At 62.6% G+C, this 23,139-nt stretch carries 18 protein-coding genes; 15 read left to right on the top strand and 3 right to left on the bottom strand.

The window, feature by feature from the left end; translation table 11 throughout:
- The 3 genes from BV071_RS33780 to BV071_RS27050 are packed head-to-tail and all read right to left on the bottom strand — an operon-like array spanning position 1 to position 5,151.
- Complete coding sequence (locus tag BV071_RS33780; protein WP_265594954.1) at positions 1-720, bottom strand: thioredoxin family protein; 720 nt, start codon at positions 718-720, stop codon at positions 1-3.
- A 26-nt stretch (positions 721-746) separates the two neighbouring features.
- Complete coding sequence (locus BV071_RS33775) at positions 747-1,832, bottom strand: TlpA disulfide reductase family protein (protein WP_081886259.1); 1,086 nt, start codon at positions 1,830-1,832, stop codon at positions 747-749.
- 34 nt (positions 1,833-1,866) lie between these two features.
- Positions 1,867-5,151: a hypothetical protein gene (locus BV071_RS27050; protein ID WP_035614059.1), complete on the bottom strand. Its 3,285-nt coding sequence runs from the start codon at positions 5,149-5,151 to the stop codon at positions 1,867-1,869.
- Positions 5,152-5,423: 272 nt separating this feature from the next.
- Here BV071_RS27050 and BV071_RS27045 point away from each other — a divergent pair, with 272 nt between their 5' ends.
- The 15 genes from BV071_RS27045 (at position 5,424) to BV071_RS26970 (ending at position 23,115) form a co-directional block, all read left to right on the top strand.
- The gene (locus BV071_RS27045) at positions 5,424-6,575 is read left to right on the top strand and encodes a substrate-binding domain-containing protein (RefSeq protein WP_035614056.1); all 1,152 of its coding nucleotides are present in this window, start codon (positions 5,424-5,426) and stop codon (positions 6,573-6,575) included.
- A gap of 1,477 nt (positions 6,576-8,052) precedes the next feature.
- Positions 8,053-9,093, top strand: a complete 1,041-nt coding sequence (locus BV071_RS27035; RefSeq protein ID WP_035614050.1) for an outer membrane beta-barrel protein — start codon at positions 8,053-8,055, stop codon at positions 9,091-9,093.
- A gap of 37 nt (positions 9,094-9,130) precedes the next feature.
- A complete protein-coding gene (locus BV071_RS27030; RefSeq protein ID WP_035614047.1) occupies positions 9,131-9,931 on the top strand; it encodes a polysaccharide biosynthesis/export family protein in 801 nt (266 codons plus the stop codon).
- A gap of 63 nt (positions 9,932-9,994) precedes the next feature.
- Positions 9,995-12,169: a polysaccharide biosynthesis tyrosine autokinase gene (locus tag BV071_RS27025; protein WP_035614044.1), complete on the top strand. Its 2,175-nt coding sequence runs from the start codon at positions 9,995-9,997 to the stop codon at positions 12,167-12,169.
- 111 nt (positions 12,170-12,280) lie between these two features.
- Positions 12,281-12,769 carry a hypothetical protein gene (locus BV071_RS33770; RefSeq protein ID WP_052573933.1) on the top strand — a complete coding sequence of 163 codons (489 nt, stop codon included), beginning with the start codon at positions 12,281-12,283 and terminating at the stop codon, positions 12,767-12,769.
- A 186-nt stretch (positions 12,770-12,955) separates the two neighbouring features.
- The gene (locus BV071_RS27015; protein WP_035614041.1) at positions 12,956-13,774 is read left to right on the top strand and encodes an ABC transporter permease; all 819 of its coding nucleotides are present in this window, start codon (positions 12,956-12,958) and stop codon (positions 13,772-13,774) included.
- A gap of 50 nt (positions 13,775-13,824) precedes the next feature.
- Entirely contained in the window at positions 13,825-15,096 is a 1,272-nt protein-coding gene (locus BV071_RS34495; protein ID WP_075091013.1) for an ABC transporter ATP-binding protein, read from the top strand.
- On the top strand, positions 15,093-15,947 hold the full coding sequence (locus tag BV071_RS27005) for an FkbM family methyltransferase (protein WP_035614038.1): 855 nt from the start codon (positions 15,093-15,095) through the stop codon (positions 15,945-15,947). Before BV071_RS34495 ends, BV071_RS27005 begins: the two co-directional genes overlap by 4 nt.
- Before the next feature lie 37 nt (positions 15,948-15,984).
- Positions 15,985-16,887, top strand: a complete 903-nt coding sequence (locus BV071_RS33765; RefSeq protein ID WP_052573932.1) for a glycosyltransferase family 2 protein — start codon at positions 15,985-15,987, stop codon at positions 16,885-16,887.
- A gap of 35 nt (positions 16,888-16,922) precedes the next feature.
- Positions 16,923-18,173, top strand: coding sequence for a glycosyltransferase family 4 protein (locus tag BV071_RS26995; protein WP_075091012.1), 1,251 nt, complete (start codon positions 16,923-16,925; stop codon positions 18,171-18,173).
- A gap of 33 nt (positions 18,174-18,206) precedes the next feature.
- On the top strand, positions 18,207-19,139 hold the full coding sequence (locus BV071_RS26990) for a glycosyltransferase (protein WP_035614035.1): 933 nt from the start codon (positions 18,207-18,209) through the stop codon (positions 19,137-19,139).
- A 61-nt stretch (positions 19,140-19,200) separates the two neighbouring features.
- Positions 19,201-20,169, top strand: coding sequence for a hypothetical protein (locus BV071_RS26985; RefSeq protein WP_052573930.1), 969 nt, complete (start codon positions 19,201-19,203; stop codon positions 20,167-20,169).
- Complete coding sequence (locus tag BV071_RS26980; RefSeq protein ID WP_035614032.1) at positions 20,166-21,116, top strand: glycosyltransferase family A protein; 951 nt, start codon at positions 20,166-20,168, stop codon at positions 21,114-21,116. The genes BV071_RS26985 and BV071_RS26980 overlap by 4 nt, the downstream gene beginning before the upstream one ends.
- A gap of 44 nt (positions 21,117-21,160) precedes the next feature.
- Positions 21,161-22,210, top strand: coding sequence for an exostosin family protein (locus BV071_RS26975; RefSeq protein ID WP_035614029.1), 1,050 nt, complete (start codon positions 21,161-21,163; stop codon positions 22,208-22,210).
- 65 nt (positions 22,211-22,275) lie between these two features.
- Positions 22,276-23,115, top strand: coding sequence for an FkbM family methyltransferase (locus tag BV071_RS26970; RefSeq protein WP_265594953.1), 840 nt, complete (start codon positions 22,276-22,278; stop codon positions 23,113-23,115).
- The last annotated feature ends 24 nt before the right edge of the window (positions 23,116-23,139 follow it).

Below are 23,139 nucleotides of genomic sequence, written 5' to 3'. Positions count from 1 at the left end.
TCAGCGCTGGGAGGTGGACGCAGGCGCGGCGGCTGCCGCATCCATCGCCGTCCTCAGGGTGGCGAGTTGCTTCAGCGCGCTCTCGAATTGCTCCTTGGCAGCCTTGGCATCGGGATGATCCTCCCCCAGCCATGCCACCACCTTCAGTTGGTTGGCGGCATAGTCAGCAGCCGCCTTGCGATAGGCGGCCGCCTGCGCTTCCGGCAGTTTCTCCGCCGTCCGCTCCACCACCCCGGAGCAGCCGGCGCAGAAGTCCTTGATGTCGGAGATCAGCAGCTTGAGGTCGGCACCATACTTGGGATGCGCACCGAAGCTCCAGCGGGTCGTCTGCGACGCGTCGTTGTCCACAATGTAATAGGCGGGGAAGCCGGCGCTCTTCTTGAACTGGGCGGCGAGCTTGGTGTTCTGCTCCTTGAGCTCCACCGGGAGCTGGGTCTTGTGCGGGAAGTCCACGCTCACCAGCACGCACTGGGTGCGCATGGCTTCCAGGAACTCGGGCTTGGACAGGCACTCCTTCTCCATCTTCTGGCACCAGCCGCACCAATCGGAGCCGGTGAACTCGATGAAGATCGGCAGGCGGCGCTCGGCAGCGACCTTCACCGCCGCGGGGTAGTCGGTGGTCCAAGCACCGATACCCGCGGCCTCCGCCACCGGCTCGGCGGCGTGCAGCGTGACAATCGAGGAGATGGCGAGGAAGGAAGTCCGGAAAAAGGAAGTCATGGTGATCAACAGGAAGAATGGAAAATTCAAGGAGCAGACAGGGCGCGCTCGATCAGCTCGCCCTCACGGCCGCGGGCGGCGGCGGACACGATACGGCCATCTTTGCCGAGCACGAATACCGTCGGGATACTAGACACCCCGTACTTCTCCGCGACCTTCGGCCAGATGCCGGAGTAGGTCTGGGTCCAAGACAGATCCTTGGCCTTGATGAAGGCGGCCACCTTGGCGCGATTGTCGTCGGGCGTTTCCTTCGCCATCGGCGTATCACAGCTCACGCCGACCACCAGAACCCCGCGATCCTTGAACTTCTCGTGGATCTCGCGGACATGCGGCAGCGAGGCCACACAGGGCACGCACCAGGTCGCCCAGAAGTCGAGCACCACCACCTTGCCCTTGGTATCCTCGGGGAAGCGCAGGGTCTTGCCATCGAGGGTGTTCAGCTCGCCCTCGAAACTCGCCGGATGCCCGGCAGCCGACAGGACATCCAACGCACCCGCGGTGCTGAGATAGGAGCCACCGATGTCCTTGCAAAACTCGTCCGCCAGAGACTTTTCCTTGGCCGCAACCGCGAGCCGCGTCGCCGACACCAAGGCCTGGCCATGGAAGGCGGCGCTGGTCTTGTCATCCGCCTTGAGCGGAAAGCGCTCGATGAGCTTGCGGATCGAGGCCGACGCCTCGCGCGGGGCGTGGTCCGCCTCCGGCCAGATCTCCATCTCCGCCAGCAAGCTGGCAGCAGCCACCTTCTCCTCCACCAGGCGGTGGCCTTCCGTCAGCGTCGAGCTGGCCACCTCGGTGGCCAGCTCGCGCATTTGCTCACGATACGCGGGTGAAGCCGGTTCATCGCGATTCAGCCGCATGGCGGCCGGCAGCATCACGCGCCGCACCAGAATGTCCCGGCTGGCGGCCGATGGCGGGACATCGGGATGCTCCGCCAGGCACTTGCGGGCATCCGCCAGGATCGCCTCATTCAGCTGGATGCGCTCGGCGCGCTCCTGCGGCTGGGCTTTCGCCTTCTGATAGAGGGCGCCGGTGACATCCTCGGGCAGTTCATTCGCCACCAGTGGCGAGGCGAGCGCGTAGGCGAGGAACAACGAAAAGGGTAAAGCTTTCATCGAGTGATGGGAATCCACTTGCTTGATCTCAGGGTCAGAAGCTTGCGTTGAGGCGGGCGAAGATCCGCGAGCCGTTGGCCAGTGTCTTCGGGATCGAGACCTCCACCTTGTCCACGCCCGCGCCGAAGCCGTCGTCGGTGACCACAATGGTCACGCCATTCACGCCGTTCTGCGCGGTGGTCCAGCCACCGAGGCTCGAGCTGTAGGCCGCCGTGATCGCGATGCCCGGCTGGGTCAGCGCGGTATCCGTGCGGCGGAACGTGAAGACGAGATGGGTGTCAGTGGTGGTAATCGTGGGTGCCAGCGCGCTGGATTCCGCACCGGCATTGGCCGGGTTCGGCTCGCCACCGATCACAAACTCGATCGCATTGCTGAGGCCATCGTGATCCGGATCGGCAGCCGCGGCGGCATCCGTTCCGGACAAACCCTTCGCGCTGGTCCAAGTGTCATAGGGAGCAGGGCCCCCGCCCCCGCCGACCAGCTTGATCTGGCCCGGTGTGGTGTAGTCCAGCGAGTAACCGGCCGGCAGGCTCGCATCAGTCGCGAAGGGAAGCGGAGCGACACCGGTATAGGTGGCCAGCAGATAGCTCGCGGCAGCAGGCGTGCCGCTGAAGCTGATCTTGGCACCGGGGACCACGATGAGGTTCGCGGCGGCGAGCTTGTCGCTATCGGCGGCACCCAGCGTGCACTTGTATTCGCCGGTCGCGGCGAAGCTCACATCACCGGTCGTGAGGGTGGCGGTGCTGTTGTCCAAGTCCGGCAACAGCACCGTGGCGTCGGGGGAGGAGGCGACGCCGGGGGAAAGCTTGCCGCTGACACTCACAGGCCCGACCACACTGCCCGCACCGCCCAAGGTCTGGGGGGCTGCGATGACATAAGCCGCAGGCTGCGAGGCGACATCCAAGGTGGCACCGGTCTTCACTTCGATCGCCGGGGTGGCGATGGCCGCATTGACGGCACCAAAGGTGATCGGCACAGCGGAGAAGGCGGCACTGTGGGCCACGTTCACCGTCACCTGCGTGGCGGTATCGATCGAAGTGATCACCGCCCCCACACCGACATTCCCGCCGCTGACCGCCTGCCCCACGACCAGACCGGCGGTGCCGGAAAGCGCAGTAATGGTCTTCTGGCCCGAGCTTCCGGTACCGTTGATGATGCTGCTGCCCACTGAGCCGAGCTTCAAGGAGCCTTCGGCCACCACTGTGGAACCCGTGGCCACGCTGCCGTAGGTATTTGCGCCGAGAAGAATCTGGGTGCCCGTGCCGGTCTTGGTCAGGCCGGAATCACCGGACAGAACACCGGCGTAGGTGTTGGACTGGCCATTGCCACCGATTGTCACGGTCTTGGTCGCACCACCGGTGCCGAGCTCGGCACTCACATTGCCGCGCAGCCCGCCGATGTTGTAGGAGAGGTTGTTGGTCTTGAGGTCGGCCAGGATCCGCTGCCCGCTCAGGTCGAGCGTGGCATTCTTCATTGCATCGGCGTGCGCGAGGGTGAAGCGGGCATCGGAGCGGAAGATAAAGTCACCGGAGAAGGTATTGGCACCCGCCAGCACCACATTGCCCGTGCCACCATTGCTGCCGCCGAAGTCACCATCCGTGCTGAAGGTGCCCGTGCCGGAAATCACCCCGGCCAGGGTCTCGGTGTAGTTGCCCTTCACATAGAATCCCGAGTTTCCGCTGACACTGAGGTCGCGGTTGCTCGTGCCCGAACCGCTGGCCAGGATCTGGATCACCGCGCCATTGAGCGTGACGCTATCCGCTGTGCCGAGGGCGGATGCCACCCGCAGCGGCTCCGGATCCGCCTCGCTGGGCGCAGGCGTCTTGTTCTTGTCGAACAAGGCTATGACCGAGGACTTGCCATCCACCAGGGTGGAGCTGCCATTGATGGTGGTGACTCCGCTGTGGGTATTGAGCCCGCTCAAGGTCAGCGGATTGCTGGCCAGGTTGTTGATCGTGAGCGAAACCGGGATGTCATCGATGGGGTCGAAGAGTGTGCCGTTTGGATTATCACCGATCACCGCGGAGATGGTGGTGCCTGCCGAATTGTAGGGATGGACGATCAGCTCGTAGCTGCTGCCCGCACCCGCAGTGAGGCAGGTGGCCCCCACCAAGCCACTGACAGTGGTGGCGGTACTGCCGGAGGTGATCAGGCCGCCGCGATTCAGCGTGAGGATGAAGGCATCCATGTTGATCTTGCCGTTATTGGCGATCTTGAGCGTGCCGCGGGTGTTGTCCGCGAAGAACACGAGATCGCTGGCAAGGCTCACATCCAGATTATTGACCGTGCCGTCATCCGCCATCGGTGTGTAGCCCGCATAGGGAGCGAGCTGATAGACTCCCCCGCCCAGATCCGTCGCGGTGGTCCAGTCACCGCTGGCCGCGCCGCCATCCATGGTGTAGATCACCCGCGGGCCGTAGGTATTGTTAGAGGCTTGGGTCGGCGCGGTGGTGGTGGTAATCGCGTGGGTCGTGCCCGCGATGGGCGGCGAGCCCAAGCCAGTGAGCAAGCCACCCGCAGCCTTGGTCGTGAGGTTGCTGCCGCTGATCGTGCCGAGGTGCAGCTTGGTAGTGGTGCTGGCATTGCTGCCGGAGGTGGTGACGAACAAGCGCGAGCCGGCCCCCAGGGTATTGAAGCTGGCATTGCCCAAGGTCTGGTCGATCGTCTTGCCCGCGAAACCGGACAAGGTGAAGTGGCCGCCGTCAAAGGTCAGCGCGTTGTTCGGATTCAGCAGGTCCGTGGTGCCCGTGTAGAGGCGCACGCTGGGATTGAAGGTGACGCCGTTCTTGAAGGTGAAGCCACCGGTCAACGGGTGGGCGCTCGCGCTATTGAGCACCACCGCCGTCGCCCCCGCGCTCGTCACCGCCGCGCCCGTGATTGTCAGGCCGGCAGTGCCTTCGAAGGTCGTCTTGGAAGCAACGCTGGTGGTCCCCCAGGAGACGCCACCCTTCGCCACGATCGACGGCGTGTCACCGGCGAAGGTCAGCGAGTTGCCCACCGCATCCGCCATCACATAGGTCGCACCGTACTCGAAGACCAGGCGGTTCACCGTGATCGGACTCCCCTGCGTAACGGTGCCACCGGCCCCGCCGAAGATCGCCACTCCGCTGCCGCCATTGTCCCAGATGCCGTGGGACGATGCCGTGCCCTGATCCCAGTTGAGCACGCTGGCATTCCAGGTCCCCGCTCCGCCATTGCTGAAGCCGTTACCACCGTTGGTGATATCGATCGTGCCTCCATCCCACCAGCGCTCGGCGGCATGGGCGGAAGTGAAAGCAATGGCCAGCGTGGCGTGGAAGGCGATGTGTTTCGATTTCATTTCGACGGAGGGCAGAGTTTGAGAGGTGATCCGGAAGCAGGAGAACTCCCGGTGGTTCTGGAGATGTTGAAATGAGAGACCGGAGGCCGGCTGAGGGCCGGAGACCGAGATCCCCGCCGTCGTTGTTGAAGCTAGGAAATCTGGCAATCCGCCGTCCGTACAGTTTCGTCCGAAATCGGCTACAGATTTTGTCCATTTCGGTTGCGTGGAACCCCGTAGTTCCGGCTAGGGTTCTCCGCGTGAAGAAGCGTCCGAGAACCAGCGCGGAACCCATGCGGGTCGCACTGATCTGGGACAGCACCGCGATGCGCAGCCAGCAGGTGCTGAGCGGCCTGTGCCGCCTGGCCGACGCCGAGGCACGGCTCAACCTGCGGCGCTTCGATGCGCAGGCCGCCGACTTCCGCGAGGCCGTGACCAAGCCGCTGTTAGCCTGGAAGCCCCACGGCGTGATCCTGCGCATGGACGACGCGCAGGACCTGGTGACACTGCGCAAGAAGCTCTCCGGCATCCCCTTCGTCGCCGCTTGCCGCATGCCCGCTGGCATCGCCGACACCATGGTGGTGGGCAACGCACAGGAGGTCGCGCGCGTCTCCCGCGATCACCTGCTTTCACGCGGCGCACGCACCATCGCACTGCTCGTCGCCGGGCGCAGCAGCAGCGCGGAGGTGCTCACCGGACTCTTCCACCAAACGGTTCCCGGCGGGCCGGTGCTGGCCCTGCCGATCAGCACCGCCCAACTGCGCTCCGAGCCGAAAGGCGCAGTCCTGCGCGCGGCCGGCGATTGGCTGCGCTCCCTGCGCAAGCCCGCCGGCGTGCTGACCTTCACCGGTGAGGTGGCCCCCTTCCTCTCCCGCGTCTGCCAGAAGATCGGCCTGCGGGTGCCTAAGGACATCCAACTCATCGGCTGCGACGACCCGGACGTGTGCATGGCCTGTACCCCCCACATCACCACCGTGATCCCAACCGGCGAACAGATCGGCGAGGCGGCGATGGAAGCGATGCTGCGCCATCTAACACCCGGGGCCACGCCGCCGCCGCTGGAGATCCGCATCCAAGGCTGCACCCTCACCGCCCGCGGCTCCACCGGCCAGGCCGCCGTGGTCTCGCGCTCGACCGCACGCACCGTGGACCTGATCCGCGCGCAGGCGACCAAGGGCCTCACCACCTCCAAGCTGGTCCGCGCCTCACGCCAAGGCCGCTCGACCTTCTACAAGCAATTCCGCGAAACCACCGGCACCACCCCCGGCAAGGAACTCCGCGAGTCGCGCATCGCCGCCGCTTGCCGGATGCTCGAGAGCTCCAGCGCCACCATCTCGCGAATCTCCGAGCAATGCGGCTTCTCCAGCGCCAACTACTTTGCGCAGGTCTTCCGCCGCCACATCGGCCAATCGCCCGGGGAATACCGCAGCGCACGGCGGGGTTAGTGGGGGCGCGAAGAGAGAAACAGGACCAATGGTCAACGATCAGAGGATAATTTTGAGCCAATAATTTAAAGGGACACAAAAGGAACCCCTTGTTTAGGCCACGCCATTACGGGAAGAGCCCGCCTCAATCCGGGAGAAGATAAATAAGAACGGAATGAGCAGGGCACATCAGGCCCGCCCCCTCCAAAGCTAGTAGGGATCGAGCCTCTCGTTTAAGGACATGAGTCCAACTGGAGACGGCGACACGACCATAAAAGTCACCATAATGATGAAATAATGAATAATTCGCCTGACATCATGATTTCATTCCGATTCAGAAGGGAGTGAGGGCGGCAGCTTCTGGAGCCGGGCGGTTTGGGAGCTTTGCACCCAAGCCCACAATACACTAATAATCAGATTATTAGAGAACAATCCCAAGCTACCCTAGATCGATTCACAAAGTTCGGAACCAGCAGGACAATTTAAGATAACCTTCACAACTGGGACCACTAGGGGGCATTTTTTGGAAAAAAATCTCTTCGAGTGGACATTCTCATCTTGGGGGACTGGTTACTTTTCCAAATCCCCTCCCGCCTGCGCCATCTCCCTCAATTACAAGGGAATAGCCTGCAAAATTTGCAGGGTCAACCCTTAAACCTTGGCTAGTACGCGATATCTACGCGAGGGTGGCACAGCGGTTGCTTTTGGGATAAGGGATTCCCCTACAGCCTCAGTTAACAACTGAAGGCAAATCACTTACAGAGACCTTTCAAGCATTTTGCACGATGTGTAAATATTATGTAAGGGAACCCCTTTTTTGCGCATGTCCGATTTTGGTTTGCTTCGGTCTATGTCGTTCCTGTAGTTCCAAACCGTCCGATCTGACTTCTCTGCAGATTGGCCGCCGACTCCCCCAGCCCCCCAGAAATTGCCCCCCCTTTCGTCATGATAGCGAACGATGCTGCGCGTACAGCTGCCGGCCTATCCCCCCGCAGGTTCCCTGCACGGGATAGCCCGCCCTGATCAGAGCCGTCTCTGATCATCACCCACCCACTTCCCCCAGCTGCCCTCATGTTCCCCCATCGTTCCAAAATCCTTGTCCTTTGCCCTGCCCTGCTTGTGGCGCCCTGTCTGGCCCAAGATCTTGAGGCACCGGCCGCAAGTCCCGCCAACGACCACGCGAGCGCGCCAAGCGATCCGCAGGCACTAGGCGAGCCCGCCCCTGTCATCGACCCGGCACCGGGCGAGCTGCCGCCGCCGGTCATCCCCCCCCCTGCCAATTACCCGGTCGCAGCGGCCGATCTGCCGCCGCCGCCACCCGACAACGTTCCGGGCCTGACGGGTGAGCTGGAGGAGCAGGGCACAGGCGTCACCACTGTCAAAGAGCTCCAAGCACCGGTCGTGAGGCCCCCCAGCGGGTTCGCGAATGCACCGAATCCGTTCCTGGCCGGCCCGATCGGCGGCGCGGAGGAAGTTGCCCGGCGCCTGCACTTGGGTTTTGACGGGTTCGCTGGTCTACGACTCGAACTTCTTCCAAACGAGCTCCAACGAGGAGGATGAGGTCACCTTCACCATCTCCCCCACCCTCAGCTTCCGGACCGAAGGAACGCGCTTCAAGGTCATTGGCCAGGCGGCGCTGAACTACAATACGTACTTCGAGAACTCCGACTTCAACGGCCTGGGCTACCAGTTCTCCCTGGAGGCCCAATACTCGGGCGCAGCGCTCACGGCCACGGCTTCGATCGACAGCTCCAAGGAACAAGGCGTCAACCGCTACTATGGCGGCCTCTTCGTGGAGACGCTGAACATGGGCGCGCATCTGGGAGCCTCCTATCGGGTGGGACCCAGGACCACCATCGACGGCGGCGTCAGCTATTCGTGGTCCGACCCGGACCAAGGCAATCTGAGCACGAGCGAGAACCTCAACTTCGACCTCTCCGCGATGTGGCAGGCGACGCCCCTGATCCGCATCGGTCCCGGGGTTTCGTGGCGGCTGGAAAAGGGATCCAACCAGGCGGACCGCGAGACGATCGGCCCGATGCTGCGGGCACAGTACCAACTCAGCAACCGCATCTCGTTTGATGGCAGGGTTGGTCTCGACTTCGTGGACTACCAGGGAGGAACCGGTGGCTCGGACACGGACTTCTCCTGCTCACTCGGCATGGCCTACCGCTGGTCCGAGATCTGGGGCATGAACCTGACGGTCTATCACGGCACCACTGCCGACGGCTCGGCGCTCGGAAGCGCCACCGGCTCCTACCGGGAAACCACCTCCGTGACTGTCGGCTACAACCGCCGGATCATGCGCGCCCTGTGGGACATCGACATGACCTACTCGATGGACGATTCGACCTCGCCGAACGGCCTGTTCGGGCCGGGCTCGACCGATTACTTCTCCATCCACACATCCTTGGGAATGCCGATCTTCGCCAACCGCGCGAACGCTTCAATCTTCTACTCGTGGAGCCAGGAATCCGGGAATGCGCTGCGCGATTGGAGCGGCCACCAGCTCGGCTTCCAGATCTCCAGCAGCTTCTGAGGTCATTGCATCGAACCAATCCACACCATCCGCGATCATGAGAACTTTGCTCCTGCTTCCTGTCTATCTGCTCGCCTGCTGGTTCCTCACCACCACCAAGAGCATTGCCGGGCCCTCCGATGTCCCGCTCAGAGCCAACGACGTCATCCGCCTGGAGGTCTTCAACGAGGCCGATTTGAACGCCACCGCGAAGATCATGAGATCCGGCGATGTGGTCCTGCAATTCGTCGGCCCGGTCAAGATTGCCGGGCTCTCCATTGCCGAGGCAACCGAGAAGATCCGCGCCTTGTACGACAAGGACTACCTCGTGGACCCGAAGGTGACCCTCACCATCGAAGCCTACGCCCAGGATGTCATCTCGGTGACTGGTTCAGTCACCGGGGGCGGGCAATTCCCCTTCCCTCCAAATGGCAAGCTGAACCTGGCCGCAGCGCTGGCAATGGCCGGCGGAGTGACACGCGATGCCGACCCGCAGGGCGTCACCGTGACGAGCGCCGGCGGTGGTAGCGCCACCTACTCCAAGGACGCCACCGTCCCGATCCAACCCGGCGATCAGATCACCGTGAAACGGAGCGCCTTTGCGGACCAGGTGGTCCAAGTCAACGGTCAAGTGCGCCGACCCGGCGCGGTACCATTCCCCGCCAATGGCCGACTGACCCTCATCGACGCCATCTCCCAAGCCGGCAACTGCACCGAACTCGCCAATCCGAAGAAGGTTAAGATCAACCGCCAAGGAGAGGTGACCGAAATCAATCTCAAGGAAATGATCGAGAAAGGGAGCAAGAGCTACCCGCTGCGCCCCAACGACATGATCATCGTTCCCGACCGCATTTGGTGAGTTCCCCCCGGGACCCCGTTTTCCTTCACCCTCCCCCCTTTTTACTTTTTCCCCCTTCATCCCATGGCCTTCAACCCACATTCCGATACCGATCCCGGCGGCCACGACGGCGACCATCCGGCGTCCACCGGCGCGCATGGCGGATCCCAGCAAGGAGTGAAGCAAGCGATGCGCGAAGTCCTGGGGCGCTGGTACTTGATCGTGATCTTCGTGATCCTGGGACTGGGCAGCTCGCACTACTACCTGTCCAAGAAGCCGAAGCAGTACACCGCCACCTGCACGCTGCTCGTGAAGCACACCGTGGCTCCCGTGCTGCGGGCCCAAGTGGAGGAAATCAACATGTCCGGCTCCGAAGGGATGAACACCGTGGCGGAGCAGATCCGCACCTTCGAGGTGATGCATATGGTCGCGAGCGACGAAAACATCCGCAAGATGCAGGGCTTGGTTCCCCCAGCGGTCAGGTGGCTCCCGGAGTGGCTGGAACAGAAGCTCGGTAATCCGCCTCCCAGCGCGAACAACAAGGAAGCGCCCGCCGAAAATGCGCTCGCGGGCATGATCGGGAGCTGGACGCAGGTTTCCACCCGCCGCTACACCCGGCTGCTGGATATCTCAGTGACCCACACCGATCCGGAGGTGGCCAAGGAACTTGCGAACAAGATCGCGCAGGTCTACCTCCAGTTCATCGGCGGGGCCAGCAAGGAAGGCCGGGGAGGCTCGATCGAACTGCTGACCGTAAAAGCGACGGAGGAGAAGCTGAACGAACAGGAGGCAACCGCCGTGCTGGCAACCTACAAGCGCACCCTGGAGCTTCACAGCGAACTCGATGCCAAGGAACGCGCTCTCAGCACCGCCGCCCTCCGCTACCGCGAAAAGCACCCGAAGCTAATCGAGGCGACCAAGCTGCTGGCCGAAGCCAAGGAACGCTTCATCAAGGATTTCGAGGCGGCCCGAAAGCTGAAGCTGGATGAAGAATACTGGGCGAACGCGAAACTCCCGGACGCCACCACCGATCCTGAAAACTACCTGCTGACTGCAAGGGAGAGCCTGCTGGCGCGCGCCAGCAAGCTGGAAAACGAAATCGACCGGTCGAAGAAGCTCGTGGATTCGATGGAATCGAAGCGCAAGGACCTCGACCTGGACCAGACCGCGCGCAACGTGATCGTGGAGCCCAGCAGCCTGGCCCGCGTTCCCGGTCCGCCCTCAGGGCCGGACCGGCAAAAGATCCAGACTTCCGGCATGATGGGCGGACTGATGCTGGGAATCGGCTTGGCCCTGCTTCTCGGCAGGCTCGACAACCGCTACCACACCGTCGCCCAGGTTACCGCCGAAACGGGGGTGCCGATCCTGGCGGCGATCTCGGAAATCAAGCCGGCCGACTTGAAGCGTGCCGACCGCGATGCGAAGAAGCTCATCGGGGGTGCCGAGCTCGAAACTTCGGCCAACTGGGACAAGATGCTGCTGTTCCGGCCCGGAGTCTCGTCCACCACTTATGCAGAGATGTTCCGCGTGTTGCGCGCCTCGGTGTCGCTCTTGGGCGATGAAACGAAGCGCAAGGTGACACTCTTCACCAGCGCGCTTCCGGGAGAGGGCAAGTCATCGATCTCCGCGAACTTCGCGCTCGCCGCGGCGAGCCAGGGGAAGCGCACGCTGCTGATTGACTTCGACCTGCGCCGCCCCTCGCTCCACCTGTTCTTCGGCAGCGACCGGAATCCCCCCGGCGGCGGGCTCACCGATTTCCTGGCAAACCAAGTCCCCCTCCATGAGGTGGCAGTGCCAGTGCCGGGGATGCCCAACCTGCACCTGGTCGCTTCGGGTAACCGCGCGCCGAATCCCGGCGAACTGATGGACGCGCAGAAGATCCGTGAACTGTTAGTCCTGGCCGCCCGCAACTTCGATGTGGTGGTGCTGGACACCGCGCCGCTGCTCTCCGTGCCGGACACCCGGATCCTCCTGCCGCTGGTCCAGAACGCGTGTCTGGTGGTGCGGGCGGATTACACCCGCAAGAAGGCCTTCGAGCGCGCGCTGACGGTCTTCAATGAGGATGGCAGTCAACTCAGCGGAGTGGTGGTGAATGCCTACCGCGAGAAGCGCCGCCTGATGGGCGACAATTTTTCCTACGGCTACTATAGTACCGACCGCTCGGGAGGCTATGGCAGCTACGGCATCTATGGCTACGGCGGAGACGGCCGCGACAGCGGCAGAACGCAGCGGAAGAACCGCAAGGTCCGGAGTTCCTGAGCTCCGCATCACTACTCCAGCGGAAGCCACGCCACTAATCGCACAAGAACCATGCCCGAACCTGTTCAACCTTAGCAGAACAACGGGAACCAACTGAACTTATCGATCGCCATGCCCACCCAGTTCCATACTCAAGCAGACCACGAAGCGAGCGAGTCGCTGGCATACTACTTTTGCCGGATGGCGGACACCATCGGCGTTCCGCGCTCCGTGGCCCTCATCTACAATCTCCTCTATCTCTCGAAGGAGCCGCTGAGCTTCTCCGAGGTGGTCGAGCGATCCGGCTGCAGCAAGGCGAGTGCATCCACCGGCCTCAAGCTGCTGGAGCGGATCCGCGGCGTGGAGGTGGTGATCCTGCCCGACGACCGCCGGACCTTCTATCGCGCCGAGCTTTCGCTGAAGCGCCTGGTCACCGGCTTCATCCAGGAGAACTTCGTCAGCGGCGTGGAAGCGGGCCAGCGGATCCTGGATTCGCCCACCACGGCACCGGAGTCAGAACTCTCGCCGCTGCTCGCCGAGCGACTGGAGAGCCTGCGCACCTGGCATGAGGCCCTGCGCTCTAACATTCCCTCCGCGGCCCTCGAGCGCTCGCGCCGTTGAAGGCGCAAGCCGGTCTCCGCTCACTGCTTTTCGTTTCCTCTCTCCCCGGTCCGAGAACGACTTGTTCGGCCTCTGATCCCTCCCCTCCATCCCCCGGCCTCTGCCCAAGGTTTTTCCGGAGAACTCCGGAAATCGACCAAGGGCGGCAGCTTGAAAATCTGAAACGGGCAAACCCCGTCCCCCCCAATGCGAACCATTCTCGAACCCGGCCGTGCCGAAAAGAACTACTGGCAGGACCTCTGGCACTACAGGGAGCTCTTCCAGGTCCTGGCATGGCGCGACCTCTCCGTACGCTACAAGCAGACCATCATCGGTGTGGCGTGGGCATTGATCCGGCCCTTCCTGTCGATGATCATTTTCACGGTCATCTTCGGTATGGTGGCGAAGCTGCCGACGGAAGGAAGCGCGCCCTATGCGCTGATGGTCTTCGCGGGCATGCTGCCGTGGACCTTCTTCGCCACCGCCCTCTCAGACGCCTCGAATTCCCTGGTCTCGAATTCGAACCTGATTTCGAAGGTATATTTCCCGCGACTGATCGTGCCGACGGCGACAGTAGTGGTGGCGCTGGTGGATTTCTTCATCAGCTTCGTGATCCTGGTCGGCATGATGATCTGGTACCGCTACGTGCCCGGCTGGCAGATCCTGCTACTGCCCGCCTTCGTCGCGCTCGCCTTCCTCGGCTCGCTGGGGCCCGGGCTGTGGATCACGGCGCTGAACGTGAAGTACCGCGATTTCCGCTATGTGATCCCCTTCATGGTGCAGTTCGGCCTCTACATTTCACCGGTGGGCTTCTCCAGCACCGTGATCCCGGAGAAGTGGCGCCTGCTCTACTCGCTCAATCCGATGGTGGGCGTGATCGACGGCTTCCGCTGGTGCGTGCTCGGCGGTGAGTCCGCCTTCGATCCCCGCTCCTTCGGCATCAGCATGGCCGTCACCGCCTTCTTCCTGTGGCTGGGCATCCGCCAATTCCGCCGGATGGAAAAATCCTTCGCCGATCTCGTCTAACAGCAGCTCTGCTGCCGGAGCCTACATAATCCCCCTCTTCCCCTCTCCGAATGTCAAACGACGTCGTCATCTCCGTCGACAAGCTATCCAAGGGCTACCTGGTGGGCCACGAAGGCCCGCAGGAGCGCTACCAATCGCTGCGCGACACCTTGGTCCGCCATAGCCGCAACTTCGCCCGCAAGACCCTGGACATGGCCCGCGGCCGCCAGATCGTGCAGGGCGATGAGATCGAGGAATTCTGGGCGCTGAAGGATGTCTCCTTCGAAGTGAAGCGCGGCGAGGTCCTCGGCATCATCGGCCGCAACGGCGCCGGCAAGTCCACGCTGCTAAAGATCCTCTCCCGCATCACCGAGCCCAGCGCCGGCCGCGTGGTGCTGGATGGCCGCGTCGCCTCGCTGCTGGAAGTCGGCACCGGTTTCCATCCCGAGCTGAGCGGCCGCGAGAACATCTTCCTGAACGGTGCGATCCTCGGCATGAGCAAAGCCGAGATCCGCCGCAAGTTCGATGAGATCGTGGACTTCTCCGGCGTGGAGAAATTCCTCGATACGCCGGTGAAGCGCTACTCCTCCGGGATGTACGTGCGACTTGCCTTCGCCGTGGCCGCCCACCTTGAGCCGGAGATTCTCATTCTCGACGAGGTGCTTGCCGTGGGCGACGCCGACTTCCAGAAGAAGTGTTTGGGGAAGATGCAGGATGTCGCCCGGAATGGCCGCACCGTCCTGTTTGTGAGCCACAATATGACCGCCATCAAATCCCTGTGCTCTTCAGCGATTCTACTGAAGGCAGGGAAGTGCGAGTACCAAGGCAGCATCGATGGTGCCTTGGCGCTCTATGCGCAAAACAAGGCGAACATGCTGGCGCCTCCGGAAGGCCTTCGCGAGCTCCAGACCCAAGGCATCGATGCCCCGGTCCTCAACTTGTCCGCGACGAAAGTAGCATCCGGCGGGTCGCTTGAATTTGAACTCATCCTCTCCGGAAAGCAGAACCTTCACCTCCAGGACCTGGCCCTGTTCGTAGTGGATCAATTCGACATCCGCGTCGCCACCATCGACACGCGGAAAGAGACCTACGGACTGGGCATCAAAGCGGGCGAACAAGTTACCATCCACGGGAAAGTCGAAAGCCTGCCCCTGATTGCAGGCAGATACTCGATCGGGCTCTACCTGGGCACCTCATACCACAAGCAAGACATCCGCAACCTGGCGCACCTCCAAATCACCGAAGAAGACTCAGCGGCTCCATACTCCCCGTACCCTGCCATGTATCGGGGACCAATGCTGCTAGAGTCCCGGGTAGAAATCGCCACACCAATGCTAAAATGAAAGCGCTCATCAAAAGTGCCATCAAAGGGTTTCTGATCAATTTCGATCTCGAATTGTCACGGGTATCCACGACCAAGGACTTGCACCAAACGATCCGGAACCTGGAGGAGAAGACGACTTTCATGGACGAGAGGTGCCTCTTTCTGTCGAGCCTCTCCAAGCTTTCCTCGGAACTGCTTCAGGAACCCCATTGCGACATTTCCGAAATCTCGGCCGAGTCCACATCCCAGATCGCACAGGACCTGTTCGTCCTGTCCCGACTGAACTACAAGACCAACGGTTTCTTCGTAGAGTTTGGCGCAACGGATGGGCGCCGATTGAGCAATACCCACCTCTTGGAAAAGCGCTTCGGCTGGAAGGGCCTCCTTGCCGAGCCATGCCGCAGGTGGCAGAAAGACCTGGCGAAGAATCGCAACTGCCACATTGATTCCAGGTGCGTCTGGGTGCGGTCGGGAGACCGCCTCCAATTCACCGAAGCCGACGAGGCGGAGTTGTCCACGATCGCGGACTTCAACGATACCGACCATCACTCGCAAACGAGAAGCGCCGGGATCTCCTACGAAGTGGAGACCGTATCGCTGAACGATCTTCTCTCCAGCGCGAACGCCCCGAGCCAAATCGACTACCTATCGATCGACACGGAAGGCAGCGAGCTGGAGATCCTCAGGGAAACCGATTTCAACAAGTGGCACTTCTCGGTGATCACTTGCGAACACAACTACACGGAAAAGCGCCAGGGGATATTCGACCTGCTCACAGCCAATGGCTTCGTCCGGGTCTTTGAATCGATCTCCGATTTCGACGACTGGTATGTCCACTCCAGCCTGATCAAGGGACAGGCCCGACACTAGTTCAGGGCCGCTTCAAAGCCCGGTATCCAACACCAGAATGATCAGCATCGTCACACCCAGCTACAATCAGGAAGCGTTCCTCCCCTTCGCCCTGCAAAGTATCGCTTCGCAGAGAGAATCGGCAGTGATCGAGCACCTCGTGTTTGATGGTGGCAGCACGGACGGCAGTGCGAATATCATCGCCACTGCGAGTGTCCCGCCGGACTACTGGACCAGCGGGCGCGATGGTGGCCAGAGCAACGCGATCAACTCCGGGATGACCCGCGCCAAGGGCGACATCCTCTGCTGGATCAACTCCGACGACGGCCTGGCCCCCGGAGCTGCGGCAAGGATGCAAGCAGCGCTGGGCGATTGCAAGGGACCGGCGTGGGCGGTCGGCGGCTGCCAGATCATCGGTGAAGAAGGAGAGGAATTCGGCCACTGGCGACCGGAGCATGGCAAGCATGACGAGCTGGCCGGGATCCTGCACTGGAGCCGGAACTATCTGATGCAGCCCGCGGTCTTCTGGAATCGCGCGATGTGGGAACAGGCAGGCCCGCTGGTGGCGGACCTCCATCTGTGCATGGACTTCGACCTGTGGATGCGCTTTTTCAACATCGCGAAGCCGGTGCTGGTCGAGGGTGACATCGGCATTCACCGCCGGCAGGGCGAGTCGAAGACCTCACTGGTCGGTGCGGAGATCTTTGCGGAGTACCGGCGCGCGATCCATCTGCGGCTGGGCCATGACAAGCGCTTGAAGAAGATCGCGCTGCGGGACGTGGCGGGCCAGGCCGCCAAGGCGGGCAACGCGGCGATGTTCCTGAGGAACCGCAAGCTGAGCCGCCAGTGCCTCTCCGAAGCGGTGAAGAGCACGAGCTCCGCGGTCTTCGAACCCCATTTCCTCAAGGCCGTGGTCAAGCAGATCGGAATCTTTCCCGGGCCATCCGGCTTGCCGCGATAAGGTCTGCGGCTCTCCCCAATCTGGACTGAAGACGAATGCGTGTGGCGCTTGTCAGTTTCGAGTTTCCTCCGGCGGTAGCGATCGGCGGGATCGGCACTTACGCTTGGCAGGCGTCCCTGATGATGAGCGCGGCTGGCTGGGATGTGGAGGTATTCGCCGCCGGTGATCCGAAGCAGGAGGAAGCTGCCACGGCGCACGGGATCAAGGTCCACCGCTTCCAAGCTGCCAACCGCGATGAATTCCGGAACCTGATCGTGGATAGCTTCCGCCAAAGGCAGCGGGTCAAGCCCTTCGACGTACTGGAGAGCCCGGAGATCGGTGCCGAGGGCGCGGGAATCGCGGAGGCGTTTCCGCAGCTGCCGCTGGTGGTGAAGCTGCACACTCCGAGCTATCTGGTGGCAGAGACCGGCTATGAGCCGCTCTCCCTGGCACAACGGACGAGATTTTCCCTGGGTGCCCTGGCACGCGGACGATGGGCGACGCTCAAAGCTCCCGCCTACGTGCCGGAGCTCGACATGGAATGCCGCTTCACCCGCTCGGCAGACGAGGTCGCCGCGCCGAGCCACTCGATCGGGGACAGGCTGATCCAGGCATGGTCGCTGGATCCGGCCCGGGTTTCATTCTTCCCGCTGCCGGTCGCTCCGGAGCCGGCGCTCCTGGAGCTGCCCTTTCCCGACCGCGTCGGCGTGATCGGCTTTCTCGGCCGACTGGAGGCGCGCAAGGGAGTGCCGGAACTCGCCGAGGCGATCCCGGCGATCCTCAAGGAAGCACCGCATCTGCGCTTCCGCTTCATTGGCCCGAGTTGGCCCTACAAGGGGACCGACATGGAGAGCTGGATCCGGAAGGTCTGCCACCGGCATCTGGGTCAGATCGAATTCACCGGTCCGGTGAAGCGGACTGATCTGCACGCCGAACTCGGCCGCTGCGACGCAGTGGTCCTACCAAGCCGCTGGGAGAGCTTCGGCCTGGTCTGTCCCGAGGCGATGGCGGCCGGAAGGACCGTGATCGGCTCCGCTTCCGGCGGCATGGCGGACATCATCGAAGCCGGGAAGTCCGGGCTGCTGGTGCCGCCCCGCGATCCCGCCGCCATCAGCCGTGCGATTCTGAAATTGGCAGCGGATCCAGCGCTGGCGCGAAGCCTGGCGATCGGAGGACGGGCCCGAATCCTGGAGCTTCTGAGTCCCGCACAAGTGCTGTCCCGCCAAGAGGCGAGCTACCGGCGCGCGATCGCCCACAGCAAGCTCCGGAGCAGCCGGAGGCAAGAGTCTCATGCCGCCGCGATCTAACCCACCCTTTCCCGCCCGCACCCAAGTCTCCCGATGATCACGGTCATCATTCCCACCCACAATCCGAAGCCGGAGTTCCTGCAGCGGACTCTCGGCGCACTGCGCTTGCAGAGTCTGCCGAGCGCGGAGTGGCGGCTGCTGATCATCGATAACGCGAGCAACACGCCGCTCGATGATGCCTTGGTGAGCTGGCATCCCGCGGGCAGAATCGTCCGCGAGCCGCAACTCGGTCTCACTCATGCGCGGCTGCGGGCGATCCGGGAAGCGGAGGACGGCCTGCTGGTGTGGGTGGACGACGACAACCTGCTGGCAGCGGAGTATCTGAAAGAGGCCAAGGCGGCATTCGACGGACATCCGCAACTCGGCGTCGCCGGAGGGAAGTCGATCGCCGAGTATCAGGACACGCCACCGCATTGGTTTCAACCGGGGATCGCGCCGCTGGGCTGCCGCGATCTGGGCGAGGAGACGATCCTTTCGCGCTGGAATCCGCAGAGCCCCGAGTATCCCGCCGCCTCGCCGATCGGTGCCGGCATGATGATCCGCAAGCAGGCAATCCTGCCCTGGGCGGAAGCGGTGCAAGTGGATCCCAAGCGTCAGGCACTGGGCCGCAAGGGCAAGTCGCTGACCTCGGGAGAAGACAACGATATCAATCTAACCGCGCTGCGAGGTGGCTGGGATCTGGCTTACTTGCCGAAGCTCGAGCTGATTCATCTGATCCCGCCCGCAAGGCTGACCCTGGACTACCTCTGCCGCATCGCACGCGTGAGCTTCCGCGACTTCATCCGGGTGCTGGATATTCATGGCATTCGCCCGTGGCCGAGCATCCGCAAGGAGAGCATTCCACTGCGCGCGGCCAAGGCATGGATGCGTTGCAAGGCGTGGCGAGGCCCCGCGGAGAAGGTCCTCTGGCAGTCCGCCGTCGGCCAATTCGAGGGACGAGCCGAGCTTGGCAACGCCACCCGCTGAAGTACGACAGCGAAGAGATCAATCCTGTAGCAGCCCCATTTTTTTTCACCGGCAGTCCCCCATGCATGCCATCCGCCAAAAGCTGAGCGACGCGAAAACCGTCCTCTACCGCCGCCCCCGCGCCCAGTGGGCACGCTTCCGCCGCTGGGGTCCCCAGGCTTATTTCCTCTGCGATTCCTGGGCCCGGGAGATGGAAAGCGCGGCGCATACCTTACCGGTCCCTTCGCCCGACGGTGACGGGGCCCCGCTCGCGGTGTGGTTTCTAACAGGGCGGCGCTTCTGGTATCAGACGGCCTTCTGCGCGTGGACGCTCGCGGTGCAATCCGGGCGCGCCATCACGCTCAATCTGATCGACGACGGCAGCTTGGAAGAAGCCCATGTCGAAGCGCTGCGTCGGCTGTTTCCTGCCGGGATCACGCTGCGCAAGGAGAGTGTGCGGGCGGGCATCGAGTCCGGGCTTCCGGCGTCCCGCTTCCCGATCCTGCGGCAGCGGTGGGTCGACTACGTCAATATCCGGAAACTGACCGATATCCACGTGGGCTCGACTGGCGTGAAGCTGGTGCTGGACTCCGATATGCTTTTCTTCCGCCGGCCGGTGGAGCTCTTGCAATGGTGGGATGATCGCGAGGGAGGATCCGCGGAGAGCTTCTCACCGTGTCTGATGACCGATTGCGAGGAGTCTTATGGATACTCGCGCCCGCTGATGGAGCGCTTGGCCGGTGCGCCGATTCCGCCGCTATTGAATGTCGGCATCTGCGGCTTGAAGAGCGAGGAGCTGGATTGGGAGGAGATCGAGTTTTGGTGCCGCTCGCTGCTCGAAGCCGAAGGGACCAGCTACTATCTGGAGCAGGCGCTCGTAGCGATGTTGGCAGCGCGCCAGGCGCCGGTGGTGATGCCGCGCGGCAATTATATTACATTCCCCACCCAAGAGCAGGTCGGCCGGGGCGAAGGAGCGCTCCAGCACTACGTCGCGGACAGCAAGCCGTGGTACTTCGGCCAAGCGTGGAAACTGGCGATGCGCACGAGATGAGCAAGGTTTCCATTTGCATGCCCTGCCACAATGCCGCGGCCTATGTCGCGGCGGCGCTGGATTCCGTGCTGGCCCAGACTTGGAGCAGCATTGAGATCATTGTGGTGAACGATGGATCGACGGATGATTCCGGAGCGATCCTCGATGGCTACGTCCCGAAGGGAGTGCGGGTGATTCATGAGCGGCTGGGCAGCGCCTCAAAAGCACGCAACCGCGCCGCCGCCGCGGCCACGGGTGATTATATCAAGTTCTTCGACGCCGATGACCTGCTTTCACCGCGGCACATCGAGCTGCAAATGGAGCGCCTTGCGGGTCGCCGTGATGCGATTGCGATCTCGGAGTGGGGCCGCTTTTATCACGACGATCCCGCGACCTTCCGTGAAGATCGCCAGAGCGTGCGGCGCGACATGGATGCCGGCGATTGGCTGGTCGAAGCGCTCCGCGATGCGCGCCCGATGATGCAGCCCGGGATGTTCTTGATCCCGCGCGCGGTCTATGAGGCGAGTGGAGGCTGGGATGAGGAACTCTCTTTGATCGATGATTTCGAGTTCTTCTGCAGGGTGCTGTGCCGTGCGGAAGAGATCCTCTTCACACCGGGCGCCACCCTGCTTTATCGCTCCGGGCTCGATGGCAGCTTGAGCGGCCGGAAGAGCCGCAAGGCCGTGGAGAGCGCCTATCATTCCCTGCTGCGCGGTACCGGCCACCTCATCGCCAGGCGCAGCGACCAAGCGGCACGCGTCGCTTGCGCGAACATGTTGCAGGACTTCATCTACACCTACTATCCGGAGCACGCGGACCTGCGCGCCGCCATCGCGAAGCGCGTGGCCGAACTGGGTGGCAGCGATCTTTCCCCGGACGGTCCGCCGCGCTTCCTGAAACTGCGCCGCCTGATCGGTTGGAAGGCCGCACGCCGTGTGCAAAATCTCGTATCCGCTCGCCCCGCGTAAATCTTTCCCGGCCTCCCCGCGAGGCCAGGACCTCTCCCCGAACCATGAACCTCACCCCGGAAGTCAAACGTGCGGCAGCGGACTATCGCAGCGGCTTCCTGGGCAAGCTGAAGTCGAATCCGGCCAAGACCACGCTGAAGTTCCTGCACCGGAACTACAAGGAGCTCAGGTCGCCATGGAAGTCGCAGGGCCCGGGCGACGGCATCCATCCGATCCCCGGGAAGCTCCGCGCACCGACCTATTTCTATGCGGGAAAGAAAGGCGGATGGTTCGAGGAATACTACTTCCTCAATTGGAAGTCCGCGGCGGACCGCCCGCTGGTCTACCTGCCCATCTTTTGGGATCACTTCTTTTTCCAGTGCCAGTCCGGCAGCTACACTCCGGGTGAGTTCGCCCGCCGCTATCAGGAGATGCAGGCAATCCTCGACTCGATCCGGGATGACGGACGGCTCTACTACACCATCCTCGGGATGTACGACTTCCCGATCTGGGACTGGCATCTTTTCCCGGAGAACGTCTGTGTCTTCGCCTGCTCCGGCACGGGAGACGTCACGCTGCCCCTGATCGGCCGCGAGCGCCAGTACACGGCAGGAAAGAAATCGCACCATGTCTCCTTCATGGGAAACCTGGATGGATTCAGCGACGTCTCCGGGGTCCGGCGGAAGATGCACGACGCGCTGAAGGACGTCGCGTTCTTCGGCAAGGGCGCGGATTGGGAAAACGTGATGCGAGGGTCCACCTTCAGCCTTGCTCCCCGGGGTCTCGGCCCGACCAGTTTCCGGCTCTACGAAGCCATCTCCCTCGGCTCCATCCCGATCTACATCTGGACCGACAAGCGGGCGCTGCCCTTCGAGGATGAGGTGGATTGGAGTGAGCTCGCCATCGTCCGCCACGAGAGTGAATTGGACGAACTCCGGGATTGGCTGCAATCCGACGAAAGCCGCCGCTGGGCGAGCGGCCGGGAAGAACTCCTCAAGGATTTCCACGAGCGCTACTGCAATTTCGAAGCAATGGCCGCCTATGTCGAAAGGACCTGCCGGAAACTGGCAGATCGCTCCACCTTCACTTCCGCCCTCAAACGCCAGCTCACCTGAACTGGCATTCACCTCCCAAACAATCCCCCATCATGCCCAGCCTCAACACCAGGGTCCGGTTCTGGATGCACAAGCTTCCATACTTCCCCGCCCACTACTATCTCCCCCTGTCCCAAGGCGGAAAGGATCTGAAGTTCTGGTGGAGCTGCGTGCTGCCCTCCATCGCACCTGATAGCCACGCGTTCGACTTCAAGCTGCACGGATGGGACGTGGGTGAGATCAATCTCCTGGCGAAGCTGAAGGACAAGCTCTCCTGCTTCTGGGACATCGGCGCTCACCACGGATTGTATTCCATCGCCTTGTCCCTCCTGTCCGGAGGCCGGACCGAGATCCACGCTTTCGAGCCCAGCTCCGATTGCCAGCGGCGGATCGAACTCCACAAGAGAATGAACGGCATCTCCAATATCCGGCTTCACAGCGATGCCGTGGGCGATCACGACGGGAGCGTCTCCTTCGCCGTGCCATTGAAGGCGCACGGGACCATTGGCCATGTGATTGTCGACAATGCGGTTTCTTCCGGATTCCGCGCCACCACGGTTCACAGCGTCACCCTGGACAGCTGGCTGAAGTCCTCCGGCTCAGCGACGCCGGATCTGATCAAGATCGATGTGGAGGGCCACGAGATGGCTCTGCTGGATGGTGCCGGCAGCCTGCTGGCAAATGGCAAGACCGCCTGGATCTTCGAAGTGCTCGACCAAGTCCACGGGGATGAAACCGTTCCGGGACGCAAGATCATCGAACGCTTCTCGCGGCTGAAGGACATGCGGATCTTCCACATCGGCGGCGATGGTAATCTCACGCCTGCCGTCCTGCAGGATCACTATCCCCACACCCACCTCTGCAACTACCTGGCCTTGCCCACCGGGCGCGGCGACTTGGCCGAGCTACTGGGGTGTTCGCTCTGAGGCTGCTGCCTTCCCCCCCCTATT

It is taken from the genome of Haloferula sp. BvORR071, assembly GCF_000739615.1.
GTDB lineage: Bacteria > Verrucomicrobiota > Verrucomicrobiia > Verrucomicrobiales > Akkermansiaceae > Haloferula.
Note: the sequence above shows the minus strand (reverse complement) of the source record. Positions and strands in the feature narration are given on the sequence as shown.